The organism is Nostocoides sp. (assembly GCF_035343835.1).
Classification (GTDB): domain Bacteria; phylum Actinomycetota; class Actinomycetes; order Actinomycetales; family Dermatophilaceae; genus Nostocoides_A; species Nostocoides_A vanveenii.
On record NZ_DAOQZV010000073.1, the window covers coordinates 1 to 13,532 of the forward strand.

The 13,532-nt window shown below is 68.2% G+C and carries 13 protein-coding genes; 7 read left to right on the plus strand and 6 right to left on the minus strand.

What is annotated here, in order from left to right; translation table 11 throughout:
* On the minus strand, window positions 1-234 hold a 234-nt coding region (locus PKH97_RS07195; protein WP_324386725.1), incomplete at its 3' end, for a hypothetical protein.
* 97 nt (window positions 235-331) lie between these two features.
* Between PKH97_RS07195 and PKH97_RS07200 the strand changes: the two genes are divergently transcribed.
* Complete coding sequence (locus tag PKH97_RS07200; RefSeq protein ID WP_324386726.1) at window positions 332-739, plus strand: DUF2237 domain-containing protein; 408 nt, start codon at window positions 332-334, stop codon at window positions 737-739.
* A 170-nt stretch (window positions 740-909) separates the two neighbouring features.
* On the opposite strand, the gene PKH97_RS07205 is transcribed toward PKH97_RS07200, so the two are convergent.
* Window positions 910-1,737 (minus strand): PhzF family phenazine biosynthesis protein, encoded by an 828-nt coding sequence (locus tag PKH97_RS07205; protein ID WP_324386727.1) that lies wholly within the window; start codon window positions 1,735-1,737, stop codon window positions 910-912.
* Between the two features lie 22 nt (window positions 1,738-1,759).
* The gene (locus tag PKH97_RS07210; RefSeq protein ID WP_324386728.1) at window positions 1,760-3,016 is read right to left on the minus strand and encodes a multidrug effflux MFS transporter; all 1,257 of its coding nucleotides are present in this window, start codon (window positions 3,014-3,016) and stop codon (window positions 1,760-1,762) included.
* A 131-nt stretch (window positions 3,017-3,147) separates the two neighbouring features.
* Between PKH97_RS07210 and PKH97_RS07215 the strand changes: the two genes are divergently transcribed.
* Window positions 3,148-4,317 carry a PQQ-dependent sugar dehydrogenase gene (locus tag PKH97_RS07215; protein ID WP_324386729.1) on the plus strand — a complete coding sequence of 390 codons (1,170 nt, stop codon included), beginning with the start codon at window positions 3,148-3,150 and terminating at the stop codon, window positions 4,315-4,317.
* 60 nt (window positions 4,318-4,377) lie between these two features.
* Here PKH97_RS07215 and PKH97_RS07220 read toward each other — a convergent pair whose 3' ends face one another.
* A complete protein-coding gene (locus PKH97_RS07220) occupies window positions 4,378-5,658 on the minus strand; it encodes a DUF1565 domain-containing protein (protein WP_324386730.1) in 1,281 nt (426 codons plus the stop codon).
* Window positions 5,659-5,878: 220 nt separating this feature from the next.
* On the opposite strand from PKH97_RS07220, the gene PKH97_RS07225 reads away from it, so the two are divergent.
* The 5 genes from PKH97_RS07225 to PKH97_RS07245 are packed head-to-tail and all read left to right on the plus strand — an operon-like array spanning window position 5,879 to window position 10,051.
* Window positions 5,879-6,703 (plus strand): hypothetical protein, encoded by an 825-nt coding sequence (locus PKH97_RS07225; RefSeq protein WP_324386731.1) that lies wholly within the window; start codon window positions 5,879-5,881, stop codon window positions 6,701-6,703.
* A gap of 58 nt (window positions 6,704-6,761) precedes the next feature.
* On the plus strand, window positions 6,762-7,826 hold the full coding sequence (locus PKH97_RS07230; RefSeq protein WP_324386732.1) for a DUF2332 domain-containing protein: 1,065 nt from the start codon (window positions 6,762-6,764) through the stop codon (window positions 7,824-7,826).
* Between the two features lie 32 nt (window positions 7,827-7,858).
* Entirely contained in the window at window positions 7,859-9,100 is a 1,242-nt protein-coding gene (locus PKH97_RS07235) for an FAD/NAD(P)-binding oxidoreductase (protein ID WP_324386733.1), read from the plus strand.
* Window positions 9,101-9,105: 5 nt separating this feature from the next.
* Window positions 9,106-9,423 (plus strand): TusE/DsrC/DsvC family sulfur relay protein, encoded by a 318-nt coding sequence (locus PKH97_RS07240; RefSeq protein ID WP_324386734.1) that lies wholly within the window; start codon window positions 9,106-9,108, stop codon window positions 9,421-9,423.
* 16 nt (window positions 9,424-9,439) lie between these two features.
* On the plus strand, window positions 9,440-10,051 hold the full coding sequence (locus tag PKH97_RS07245) for a DsrE/DsrF/DrsH-like family protein (protein WP_324386735.1): 612 nt from the start codon (window positions 9,440-9,442) through the stop codon (window positions 10,049-10,051).
* A gap of 56 nt (window positions 10,052-10,107) precedes the next feature.
* Here the strand turns inward: PKH97_RS07245 and PKH97_RS07250 are convergent, their stop codons facing one another.
* The gene (locus PKH97_RS07250; RefSeq protein WP_324386736.1) at window positions 10,108-12,681 is read right to left on the minus strand and encodes an MMPL family transporter; all 2,574 of its coding nucleotides are present in this window, start codon (window positions 12,679-12,681) and stop codon (window positions 10,108-10,110) included.
* A gap of 24 nt (window positions 12,682-12,705) precedes the next feature.
* On the minus strand, window positions 12,706-13,338 hold the full coding sequence (locus PKH97_RS07255; protein ID WP_324386737.1) for a TetR family transcriptional regulator: 633 nt from the start codon (window positions 13,336-13,338) through the stop codon (window positions 12,706-12,708).
* Window positions 13,339-13,532: the final 194 nt, after the last annotated feature.

Sequence of the window (13,532 nt, forward strand, 5' to 3'; positions counted from 1 at the left end):
CTGGCCGATGGCGCGCGCCGTGCCGCGCCCGGTCGCGCGCGCACCGCGTCCAAGGGCCCGGCCGACGGTACGCATTCGTTCGCGGCGGGCGAGGGGCTCGGTGTCCTGATCCGTCCACTCGTCATACGTGCCGTCCGCGACGGTGTCGTCGCGCAGGTGCCGGTCGTCGTGCCGCGGCGCAGGGTCGCCGCGCCACCCGCGAGGCGGGGGCGGCGGAGGCGTCGGTCGGGCCACGGTCTCATCCTGACAAATCCCGCCGACAACCCCAAGGATTCGGCGCGGACGACTCGTGCTCGATGTGGCGCGACGGGTCACCTGGCAGGCTGGGGGAGTGACGAGCGAGCGCAATGTTCTGGGCGGGCCATTGCAGGAGTGCGGCCTGGATCCGGTGACCGGCTACTACCGCGACGGCAGCTGCAACTGCGGACCGGACGATCTCGGTCGCCATGCCGTGTGCGCCGTGATGACCGAGGACTTCCTCGCGCACCAGGCCGGCGTGGGCAACGACCTGGTCACGCCCCGTCCCGAATGGCACTTCCCCGGTCTGCGCCCTGGGGATCGCTGGTGCGTGGTCGCCGCCCGCTGGCTGCAGGCGCATCAGGACGGGGCCGCGGCACCGGTCGTGCTCGCGGCCACTAATGAGCGAGCCCTCGAGATCATCGACCTCGCCATCCTCCAGCGGTATGCCGTCGACGTCCCCGACGATCCCTCCGCCCTCCTCGACCACCCGCAAGCCTGACCCCCCAAGCAGCCCCGCGCTCCGCCCGTCGAGCGGACAAATCCAGAACGTCGAGAGGACGATTCAGGCCGTCGAGTTGGGGCTGGGCGCGCCCGCTGACGAGTTCTGTTCACATCGCCATGCCGGGGAGTGTCCGCTGGTCACCACGCGGCCGGTGGACCGGTGCGGTCTCAGAGTGTGACCGTGCCCCGGATCAGCGTGCGGGTCGAGCCGCCGATCCAGACGTCCTCGCCAAGCGCCTCGACGTAGACCCGGCCATCGCGTCCGAGCGCGGTGCCCTGGCGCGCGACATACTGGCTCGGCAGCCGGCCGGCGCTGATCAGCCATTGGGCGATCCCGGCGTTCAGGCTGCCGGTCACCGGGTCCTCCTCGAGCCCCTGGCCGTCGCTGAAGAAGGCTCGCACTTCGACATCCGCCGGCCCGCCGCCGTCATGGCGGCCGACCACGCCGAAAGAGATCCCGCGGGCCAGCACCGGGTCGGGATCAAGGGCGAGCACGGCCGCGGCGGACGTCAGTTCCAGACCGATCCAGGCCGGCCCGTTCTGGATCCATTCGGCGGCGAGCACGTCACCAGGTGCCAGCGCGCACGCCCGTCCGATCCGCGCCAGCACGTCGTGATCCACCGGTCCGGTGCGGGTCAGTGGTGGCGCGGCGAACGCCATTCGCTCACCCCGGCGCACCGGCACCAGCCCGGCCCCACACTCTTGGATCACCACACCGTCCGTCTGGGGCACACCGCCGGCCTCGAGCCAGGCGTGGGCGGTTCCCAGGGTGGGGTGACCGGCGAAAGGGAGTTCCTTGCCGGTCGTGAAGATGCGCACGCAATAGTCCGCGTCGGGATGCGTGGGCGGGAGCAGGAAAGTCGTCTCGGAGAGATTGGTCCAGTTGGCGAAGGCCGCCATTTGCGCGTCGGTCAGGTCATCCGCGTCATGCACGACCGCAAGCGGATTGCCGCGCAGGCCCGCCGAACCGAATACGTCGATTTGACGAAAGTCCATGACCCGCAACCCTACCCACGCTTCAGAACTCGGGCTCTAGAGTTTCCGGGTGCTCCGGAGTCGGCAGTGGCCGGCGCGCGGCGAGCAGATGCCAGGTCCACAGCGCTAGGCACCCGGCGCACAGGACCACGGCAGCAATCGCAAAATCCCGCACCGCTCCGGCAAGCGAGGGCACGAGCCAAGCGGTGACGGACGCATTGAAGATCAGACCCTGGCAGGCGCCTAGCGAGGCCGCAGCGCCGCGGTTGGCGGGGAAGAGATCGAGAAGGGAGAGTTGTGTTGTCGGGTAGGCCACGCACGCACCGAAGGTCATCACCGACGGCGCGATGATCGCGCTGGGCAAGGTGGCAGCACTCGGCAGGTTCGCCAGCGCCACCCCGAGGAGCGCCCCCAGGGCGGTGATCCCGAAGCCGATGCTGATGATCGCCCGGCCACCGACCCGCCCCGCGGTCCGCCCGCTGACCCACGACCCCAGGATCACGCCCGCCACCATCGGGAAGAAGAGCACCCAGTAGTCGCTCTCCCCGCGGCCGAGCAGACCGGCAACGTAGATAGCGGCGCCACCGATATAGATGAACCACGACGCCTGCGCCAGCAGCGCCGCCCAGGCCAGCCGCTGGTAGGCCAGATCACGGGCGACTCGGCCAAGCGGCTGCAGCACCCCGCCGATCGACAGCGAGGTGCGCCGGCTCGCCGGGTGGGTCTCCGGAAGGAGGAGGGTCACCGCCGAGATCAGCGCGAGCGCGATCCCGGCCTGGAAGACGAAGATCACCGGCCAGCGGCCGGTCTGCAGCAGTGCGCCGCCGACGACCGGGGCGATCGCGGGGGCCAGGCCGAAGATCATGGCCACGCGGCTCATCAATCGCTGCGCCTCGGCGCCCTCGAAAAGGTCGCGGATGATCGTCCGGCTGACGATGACACCGCCGCCGGCGGAGATGCCTTGGGCCACCCGGCAGAGCAGCAAGACCGCCAGGTTGGGAGCGAAGGCCGCTGCGAGAGAGGCGATCCCGTATGCCGTGACCCCTGCGAGCATCACCGGCTTGCGTCCCAGCGCGTCCGAGATCGGCCCGTGGAAGACGCTCATCGCGCCGAAGGCGAACAGATAGGCGCTGACGACGAGCTGCATCTGCGCCGCGCCGACCCCGAAGTCCGCGCCCATCTGTGGGAAGGCCGGAAAGGGTGCATCGATGCTGAACGGACCGAGCGTCGCGAGCCCGGCAAGCACCAGCGGAATCACGATCGTCGCTCGTCGACGCGGCAACGATGTGGCGGCGCTCACATCGCGCCTGCCGGCCGATGGGCGCGGAGGGGAGCGGACGGCATGCGGCAAGCATGGCAAGGTGCGCTGCGCGAAGCCTTCCCTGTCCGGCGCCGGATTGACATCATGGTCACGTGAGGGAGGTGGCACCGATGAAGGCAGGACTCGGCACGGCCCTGCTGACCCTGGGCGCGACCTGCACCGCTCTGACCGCAGCAGGCGGGGCCGCTCAGGGCGCCAGCCCGCATGAGGGTGAGCCCGGACTCGACATCCAGGTCGTCGCGAGCGGGCTGGACATCCCCTGGGATCTCGACTTCATCGACGCGACGCATTATCTGCTCACCGAACGCCCCGGCCGGCTGTGGCTCGGGTCGACCGCGCCCGGCAGCACCTTGCAGAGGGTGTCGGCGCCGCTGGGGGACCTGAATCTCGCCAAACCGGGGGGCCTGATGGGCCTGGTCGTGGATCCCGGCTTCGCGACCAATCGCCTCTTCTACACCTGTCAGACCCACAAGGCGCCGAATGACGTCCGCGTCGTGCGCTGGCGCCTCAACGCTGCCGGGACCGTCGCGTCGCGGGTGGGCGCGCCCGTCATCGCGGGCATACCGTTCGGCCAACCGCATTTCGGCTGCCGACTGCTCAACGCCCCGGACGGCTCGTTGATGATCGGCACCGGCGACGCGGGCCAGGCGGGCGCTCCGCAGAATCGCGACAGCCTGGCCGGCAAGATCCTGCGCGTGCGCCGCTCGGGCGCCGTCCCCGCCGGCAACCCGTGGGCGAGCGCGACCACGCCGCGTCGCTTCGTGTGGAACTACGGGCACCGAAATGTCCAAGGCCTTGCTCTCCGGCCGGGCACGACGCAGATCTTCAATGCTGAGCACGGGCCGGACTGGGACGACGAGGTCAACCAGGTCAAGAAGGCGGCGAACTACGGCTGGAACCCCGTCGACCCGTCCGGGGCTCCCGGCTATTACCAGCAGGTCCCGATGACCGACCTCGTGAAATTTCCGAAAGCCATTGCGGCCGTGTGGTCCTCGGGGGTGCCGACGCTCGCAACCAGTGGGATGAGTTTTGTCACTGGTGCCGCTTGGGGGGCGTATGACGGTCAGGCTTTCGTCGCGCAACTCAAGGGCTCGGCCGTGCTCACCTTGACGATGGATGCTGCCGGCGCCGTCACGGCAGTGGGCTCGGTGCCCGAGCTGGCCGGGACGTATGGCCGCCTGCGCACCATCCGCCAGGCACCGGACGGTGCGCTCTACATCCTGACCTCGAACGGCAGCGCGAGCGATGTCGTGCTGCGGGTGACCCCGGTCGCGCCCTGAAAGGTCGAACCCTAGGCCGTGGTGACGAAACCATGGGTGCGACCTTCAGGGCGCCGCGACCTATTTGGGGGGCTGGGTGGTGCCGTTCCAGGTGTTGCCCTGCTTGGCCCAGTAGCCCGCGACATACGCGCCGAGGTTGATATAACCGAAGCTGTTGTTGGTGAACTTGCTCCCGCCGATGGCGCCGATCGACAGCCCGGCGGCCCCCCTGCGTCCCCCGATGGCCTTGTTGCCGTCGACGATCGAATACCAGGTGCTGGTGTCCTTGCTGGGCAGCTTGAGGACGGCGTCCTTCATGCGGAAGCCGAAGCCGAGGATCTTGAAGTTGCTGGCCACATTGTTGCGCCAGGTGTTGCCCCAGCCGGACATCTCGTCGTTGTAACCGATGGGGGCGTTGACGACGTTGTTGTTCTCGAAGAGGTTGTAGCTCGCGTCGACATCGGTGGCGATGCCGCGGCCGTCATCGCCCAGGTCGTGGACATAGTTGTTGGCCACGTGGTTGTAGTTGGAGGCCGTGCCGAGGCGGATGCCCTCCTGCATGAAGTGGCTGCCTGCCGAGTCCGCGATGTGCGAGACGTCGTTGCCGGTGATCTCCCAGAAGTTGCTGAAGGTGATGATCCAGACGCCTGGGCCGGTGCCGCAGGCGACGTTGGTGATGGTGTTGTCCTTGATGGCCCCGAAGCGGGCAAAGCTGGCGTGAATGCCCCGGCCGGACATTTTGTTGCCGGTGATCTCGATGTGGTCGGAGGGGTTGAGTCCGCGCCCGAGCACCTTGGAGAGATAACTGACCGCATCCTTGGCCCCCGTGGGGTCGTATTTGAAGGTGCCGGGGACCTTGCGGCGAGGCTCCCAGACGTGCGCGTCGACGAGATCGTCGTGCCAGGTGTAGACCTCGTAAGCGCCGCCGCCATTGATGTAGACGCCGTTGACGATGGTCAGCTTGCTTAAATTCCAGTAGTCGGAGCCAGCTTGGATCAAGATCGTGCGGTTGGGAGAGGGCTTGCGGTTGTCGCAGCTCTCGGTGGGCTGGGTGGAAGTGACGATGACCTCGCCGTCACCGGCCGAGGTGATGGTGATCGGCAGCCCGGGCTTTCCCGACTTACGGATGATCAACTGCTGGGAGTAGGTCCCCTTGTGCACCCGAATTGTCGTGCCGGGAGTGGCCTTGTTGATGGCCGCCTGGATGGTCTTCAAGGGCGCGGCCGCGGTGCCGGGGTTCGTGTCCTTGCCGGTCACCGCGACGTCGATGGTCGTCCCGGCGGCGGTGGCGGGTGCGGGCTGGAGAGCGAGCGCAGCCATGCCGAGGACCGGCAGGCTGGCGAGCATGTTTCGGGCGGTCATGTGGTGGTCCCCCAAGGTCGATCGGTCGGCTGAACTGCGGAGTTTCCGGGCAACCTACCGGAGAACGGGCCCTGTGGTCGATGCTTGATGTCCCGCGGCCAGGTGAACGCGATGGCCAAGTCGTAGCTTCTCCACAGCTTCGTGACAGTTTGGGCGCGCAGAGTTCAGCTCACGTCGGGGCGCCTGGGCGCCCACATTCGATCACGAGGAGTGCATCACCATGGCATCCAAGCGGGCCAATCTGACCGCCGTCACCGTCGGCGCTGCCGGGCTCTTGCTGGCCGGCGGCGGCGCCATCGCGTATGCCGCGTCGTCGGATTCCACGCCCAATACGACGTCTACGTCCGCGCCCTCCGGCTCCACGTCGGGCAGCGAGGGCGGCACCACCGGCACGTCCGCGCCCTCCGGCTCCACGTCGGGCAGCGAGGGCGGCACCACCGGCAAGCAGGACTTCCGCGGGATGGGCGGGCACGCTCATACGCCGGTGACGGGTGCGGAGTTGACGAAGGTGACCGACGCGATCAAGGCGAAGGATTCGGCCGTCACGGTTGCGGGCGTGCAGAAGGATGAGGACGGGTCGTATGACGCGTTCGGCACGAAGGCGGGTGCGCCGGTGCGTGTCCAGGTGTCGGCGGATCTGAAGACGATCACCGTCGAGACCGGCATGGGCCGTGGTCCTGGCGGGATGGGCGGGCACGCTCATACGCCGGTGACGGGTGCGGAGTTGACGAAGGTGACCGACGCGATCAAGGCGAAGGATTCGGCCGTCACGGTTGCGGGCGTGCAGAAGGATGAGGACGGGTCGTATGACGCGTTCGGCACGAAGGCGGGTGCGCCGGTGCGTGTCCAGGTGTCGGCGGATCTGAAGACGATCACCGTCGAGACCGGCATGGGCCGTGGTCCTGGCGGGATGGGCGGCCACCACGGCATGGATGGCGATCACGGCATGGCTGGACAGCCCGGGATGGATGGCCAGAGCGGCACCGGCCAGGGCGGCGTCACCGACCCGCGCCTACCCGGGTCCACGGCGTCGCCGACCAACTGAGGATCGCGACCTCGCCCTCGGCACGGCTGACTCCGCGTTGGTGCGGCACAGTGGGTGGGTGCCGACTCTCGCCGACCAATTCCGCCAGCATTTTGGGCACCGCGAGCACCTCTACGGCGTCCTACTCGACCACCTGGCCGACGACCTGGACGCCGGTGGCGTCACGGCCCTGATCTGCCGCGATGTCGTCGGCACCGCGAGTCGGGGCGATGCGGTGCAATTGCGCCTCCTGGCCGGGCTCTTCCGCATCGTGCTGCGCGGTGAGGCGCCCCCACTCGCGGCGTTCTATCCGAGTCTTGGTGGGGCCGCCCCGGCCGACAGCGTCTGGCCGGTCGCGGAGCCCGTGCTGCTCGCGCACGTCGAGGAGCTGCGTGCGGCGCTGGCGATCCCGCCGCAGACCAATGAGGTCGGCCGGTCAGCGGTGCTCGCCATCGGCCTGTTCGCGGCGGTCCGGGTGAGCGGGATCAGGCGCGTGCGGCTGCTCGAGCCCGGCGCGTCAGCGGGCCTGAACCTCAATGTCGACCGATATCGCATCACCGGACCGGGCTGGGCGTGGGGATCGCCATCGAGTCCGTTGGTGCTCGACACGCAGGCGGCCGACGCCGGGCCGGTCGACCTGGAGATCGTCGAGCGGCGCGGTTGTGACCTCGATCCCGTCGCTGCCTCGACCCCGGAGGGCGCGCGCTATCTGACGTCCTTCGTGTGGCCCTTCGACCTCGCGCGGCACGAGCGCTTGGCGGCGGCGCTGGACATCGGGCGAGCCCACCCCGTGGCCGTCGACCTTGCCGGTGCGTCCGCGTGGTTGGCATCTCAACTGGCGCAGCCCCGAGGCGACGTCCTGACGGTCGTCTGGCAATCGATCACCGAACAGTATTGGCCCGCAGCGGAATCCGCTGCAGTCCGCGAGGTTGTCGCGTCCGCACGAGCCCGTATGCCGTTGGCCCACCTGACGATGGAGGGTGTGCCGCCGCGCCAGACGGGAGGCGGCTACGACATCTCCACCCATGGGCCCGAGCTGCGCCTCGACGGCCGGCTGATCGCCCGTAGCCACCACCACGGCCCGCCCGTGCTTCTCCTGCCCGAGCCCCGAGCGGTCGGCGGAAGCAAGGGTCACCTCGGCTGATTTCGATACCCCATGAGGTATAGCGTCGAGGTATGGCCACACTGGTGATCCTGGGGGCCGGAACAGCCGGCACGATGCTTGCGAACCTTCTTCAGCGCCGCCTCGGTGCGGATGACTCGATCACCGTCGTCGACCGCGACGATGCGCATCACTACCAGCCCGGCTATCTCTTCATTCCCTTCGGCAAGTCCACGCCGGAGCGCGTCGTGCGATCCCGACGCGGCCAACTTGCCGACGGTGTGACCTTCGTCGAAGGCGCGGTGACACGCGTGGACCCCGAGCGGCGCGCGGTGTCGCTCGCCGACGGGCGGGAGCTGGCATACGACTGGCTGGTCATCGCGTCCGGCACCTCGCCTCGGCCTGAGCAGACTCCCGGGTTGGCGGACGAGAAGATCTGGCGGACAAGGGCATTCGACTTCTACACACTCGCCGGTTCGACCGCGCTGCGTCAGGCGCTTGCCGACTTCGACGGTGGCCGGCTGTTGGTGCACATCAGCGAGATGCCGATCAAGTGCCCGGTTGCGCCTCTGGAGTTTGCTCTTCTGGCAGACGACTACTTCCGCGGTCGCCGCATTCGCCACAAGGTCGACATCACGTATGTCACTCCGCTCGACGGTGCCTTCACCAAGCCGGTCGCGTCGAAGCGGCTCGGCGGGCTGTTGGAGGATCGCAGCATCCGGCTGGCCACCGACTTCGCGATCGAGCGTGTCGACCCCGAAGCGCCGGCGCTGGTCGGGTTCGACGGCCGGCGGCTGCCCTTCGACCTGCTCGTCACCGTCCCGGTCAACATGGGGGCGCAGTTCGTCATCGACTCCGGCCTCGGTGATGATCTCGGCTTCGTCCCGGTCGACAAGCACACCCTGCAGTCGTCCGCGCACGAGCGGATCTTCGCGATCGGCGACGCCACCAATGTCCCGACGTCGAAGGCGGGGGCAGTGGCACACTTCGAAGCCGAGCATGTCGTCGACAATCTGGTCGCGGCCATGGCCGGCCGGCCCCTGACGAGTCATTACGACGGGCACGCCAACTGCTTCGTCGAATCCGGGCGCGGCAAGGCGATGCTGCTCGACTTCAACTACGACACCGAGCCGCTGACGGGGGTCTTCCCCTATCCACCGGTGGGCCCGCTGACCCTGCTCGGTGAGTCGCGACGCAACCACCTCGGCAAGCTCGCCTTCGAGAAGATCTATTGGAATCTCCTGCTGCCCGGGCGCCCGCTTCCCGTCCCCAACGCGATGTCGATGGCCGGCAAGGTCCCGGCCGGAAAGGCCTGACCACGATGCCCACCAACACCATCGAGGGCTACACCTTCGCCGTCAACGACGAGGGCTTCTTTACCGATCGCACGCAGTGGAGTGAGCCACTTGCGTCGGTCCTCGCCGAACTCGTCGGGATTGAACACTTGACCGAGAAGCACTGGGCGCCATTGCATTTCATGCGCGATGACGCCGCCAAAACCGGCGTGACCCCGACCCTGCGCCGGATGCAGGCCGTCGGTGGCTTCGACGTCAAGGACCTCTTTGCCCTCTTCCCCGGCAAGCCCGCCAAGAAGATGGCCTATCTCGCCGGCCTGCCCAAGCCGGTCGGCTGCGTCTGATCGTCAAGGACCCACGATGCGCACCATTCCCGACGGCTTCATCCTCCCCGACTTCGGCGGCCACCCCGCGGCTCCGGTCGCGAGCGACGTGCCGAGCACGTATGCCGCCCCCGCCGCCCCGACCGGCCCGCGCAAGCTCGCCCTGATCTGCTCCAAGGGCAACCTCGACATGGCCTATCCCGGCCTGATCCTCGGCAACGCCGCCGCGGGTGAGGGCGTGGAGGTGCACATCTTCTTCACCTTCTGGGGCCTGGACATCATCAACAAGAAGACCAATGCCGACCTGAAGTTCACGATGTTGGGCAATACGGCGATGCACATGGCCGAGCTCGGCTACCTGCGCCCCGGCTTGGAGCACAAGTCGATGCCGCAACTGATGGGCCAGCTGCCCGGCATGACGGCAATCGCCACCAAGATGATGAAGAAGCAGATGGCCGACTTGGAGATCCCGGACGTCCCGGAGTTCCTCGACCTGCTCGAAGCGGCCGGGGTGCACATGTATGCCTGCAAGCTCTCCTTCGACATGATGAAGATGCTCGAAGCTGATCTGCACCCGGGCGTCGAGGGCGTCATCAGCGCTGCCGACTTCATCGAGATCAGCGCCGGCGCCCAGACCATCTTCGTCTGACTCCCTCCCCGCTCCCGCCCCCCACCGACCATGAGGGGGTGCGCAGGCCGGTTGGGTCAGCCAACCGGTGCCAGGTCCGCAGTCTTCGCCGCAGCCCTAGGCTTTTCGTCCGCGAGTTGCGCGGTCAGGCCTGCTCCTTCGACGTCCACATTCGGCACCACCCGGTCGAGCCACTTCGGCATCCACCAGGCCCGCTCACCGAGCAGGTGCATGATCGCGGGGGTCAGCGTCATCCGGACCAGGACGGCGTCGACGATGACACCGACGGCCAGGCTCAGGCCGATCGGCCGGATCATCGTCAGGTGGGAGAAGACGAAGCCGCCAAACACCGAGAACATGATCAGCGCCGCGGCCGTGACGACCTTCGCGCCGTGCAGGAAGCCGGTGCGCACGGCGCGCCGCGCGGGCTCCCCGTGGACGTGCGCCTCGCGCATGCCCGACACCATGAACATCTGGTAGTCCATCGCCAGGCCGAAAAGCACGCCGATGAGGATGATGGGGGTGAACGACATGATCGGCCCGGGCTGACTCACGCCGAAAACGTTTGCCAGCCAACCCCATTGGTAGACAGCGACGGTGACGCCGAAGGCGGCAGCCACGCTCAGGAGGAAGCCGGCGGTCGCGATGACCGGCACCAGGACCGAGCGGAAGACCAGGAGCAGGATGACCAGCGAGAGCCCGACAACGGTCGCGAGGTAGCCGGGGAGTGCGTTGGCCAGCCGCTGGGAGATCTCGATGTTCGCGACGGTCTGACCGGTGATGCCGATCGTGCTGCCGGTCTCGTCGCCGATGAAGGCCAGCCGCTCGGAGAGGGCATGAACGGTCTCGACGGTCTCCGCATCGGCCGGCCCGGAGGTGGGGACGACCTGAAGTGCGATGACCGATTTGTCGTCGGACACGCCGGCGACGGCAACGCTGCGCACGCCCGTGACGCCGGCCAGGCGAGTCGCCAGCTCACTTTCGGTGGCCCGCAGCGCCTCGTCGGTCGTGGCCGGCGCGTCCAGCGTCGCCACAGCGAGGATCGGCCCGTTCATCCCCTTGCCGAACTCCGATCCGACTCTCTGATAGGTGGCGTAGGCCGTGCTGGTGCGGGGCTCGGTCCCGCCGTCCGGCAGGCCGAGCCGCAGGGTCAGCGCGGGCGACGCGAGCACCGCGACCAGGGCGATGACGCCGGCGATGGTGAGCCAGGGCTTGCGGGTGATCAGGGCGACATACCACCCGCCGTGCTCCTCCTCGTGCTCCTGGCCAGAGGCGGGAGCGACGCGCGTGGCATGGTCGCCGGGGACGGCATACCCGCTGGCGCGCCAGGTGCGCCTGCTCGCGACGCGCGGGCCCATCAGGCGCAGCAGCGCCGGGGTGAGGGTCAGCGCGACCAGCACCGAGACGGCGACCGTGCCGGCGGCGACCAAGCCCATCTGGGCCAGCATCGGTATCCCCGACAACACCAAGGCGGCGAGGGCGATCACCACGGTCGCTCCGGCGAAGGCCACGGCGCTGCCCGCGGTCCCGACGGCTCGGCCGATCGAGGCACGCAGGTCGATGCCGTGGAGATACATCTGCCGGTGCTTGTTGACGATGAAGAGCGCATAGTCGATGCCGACCGCTAGGCCGAGCATCAAGGCGAGCGACGGGGTCATCTGGTTCATCGTGAAGAAGTGCGTGGCCGCCACTGCGCCGCCGAGTCCGACGCCGACGCCGAGCAGGGCACCCGCGATCGGCAGGCCCGCGGCGATCAGGGTGCCGAGCATGACGATCAGCACGATGAGGGCGATGGCCAGGCCGATCACCTCACCGGGACCGACGAGGGAGAGCTCCTGGGAGATCTCGGAGGAATAGGTCGCCGTCACTCCCGCGGCCGCGAGTTCGGCGCCGATCTCGGGGATTTGCGCCCGCACCTCATACGGCACGGACGGGGCATTGGTGTCGAACTGGATCTGCGCGACGGCATACCGCCCGTCCTTGGTGACGAAGCGCATCCCGTCCATCGCGGCAACCTGGCTGCGCCCCTGCTCGTATGCCGTCCACGCGGCTTCGAGCTTGTCGCGCCCCTCGCTCCACTTGCGTTCGCCTTCGGCGAGTTGGTATTCCGCGTCGGCGACCTGCGGTCGGAGGGTCTTCAGGCCCGGGTCCTTCGGGTTCTTCTGCTCCGCGAGGCGGATCAGGCCCTGGCCCTGGGCGAGCTTGTAGTGGGCGTCGTCGAGCTTGGTCCGGTTGGCGTCTAGCTCGGCGAAGCCCTTGTCGAGGTCAGTCTTGGCGTCATCGAGCTTCTTGGCCGACGAGTCGAGTTGATCTTGCGCGACAAAGGGATTCATCACCGAGGTGACGTGCGGAAGCTTGGCCCACTTGGCCTCGGTGGCCTTGATCGCCGCTTCCTGCGCGGGCGTGAACGAGCCCGTCGAGCTTTCGAAGACGACCGTCCCGAAGCCGCCGCTCAGGCGCGGGATGGAGTCGCCGAGCTCGGTCATGACGCGCTGGAAGTTGCTGCCGGGGATGGTGAACTGGTTGGCCATCGGTGTGCCGAAACTTGCGGCAGCGCCGCCGACGGCCAAGAGGATGGCCACCCAGAGGGCGATGACGCGACCGGCGCGGTCGGCGCACCAGCGGCCTAGACGGTAGAGAAATGTAGCCATGAGAACGACTTTCGCGTCGAAGTTTCAGACGACCGCTGCAGCGTCGAAGCCGGTCCGGAGGGTGTGTACGTTGCGCGCAAGGAGAGCCTGGAACTCGGCACAACTCTCGGGTGTCAGCGCCCGGTCGGTGCGCTCGGCCCACACATGGATGGCCGCTTGGGTGCCGGCCGTCACCGCGAGGGCGAGGTGCACGGCATACAGGGCGTCCGTGCCGGCTGGCAGGCGTCTGCGCAGGTGATCGATCAACCACGGCAGCCAGGCGTCGACCGCACCGTGCAGGACCGCCCGGGCCTGCAGGTCGGGCGCGCCCACGGAACCGAGTTGGAGGATGCGTTGCAGGAAGGCCGGGTCGGCCGGGCCGCCGAGCATCAGTTCGAGCGATTCCATGACGCTCTCGTCGGCAGGCCGGTCGTTCAGGCGCCCCTTGAGGTCTTCGAGGAATTCGCCGATGCCGTGGGCGAGCGCGGCTTCCACGCTGGGGAAGTAGTTGAAGAAGGTCCGGCGTGACACGCCCGCGCGCGCCGCGACGGCGTCCGCGTTGACTGCGCCGAGCCCGCGTTCCGCGACGAGCACGTATGCCGAGTCCACCAGTGCCGTCGTCGTCTGCGCCTTCTTGCGCTCGCGGAGATTGTCGATGGCACAGTCACGGAGTAGCACGTACCCATCATGGCTCCTAAGATGCACTTAGTGCAAGTTTGCCTGTGGTGCAAATGGATGGACTTTACGGGGACGGGGTACGACGAGGGGATGACCATGGACTCTGACCCGATGGCGAGCCCGACGACGGAACAGTTGGTCGCTCGGCTGCGTGCGGTCCTGAGTGTCGAACGCTTGCGGGCCATGAAGGCGCG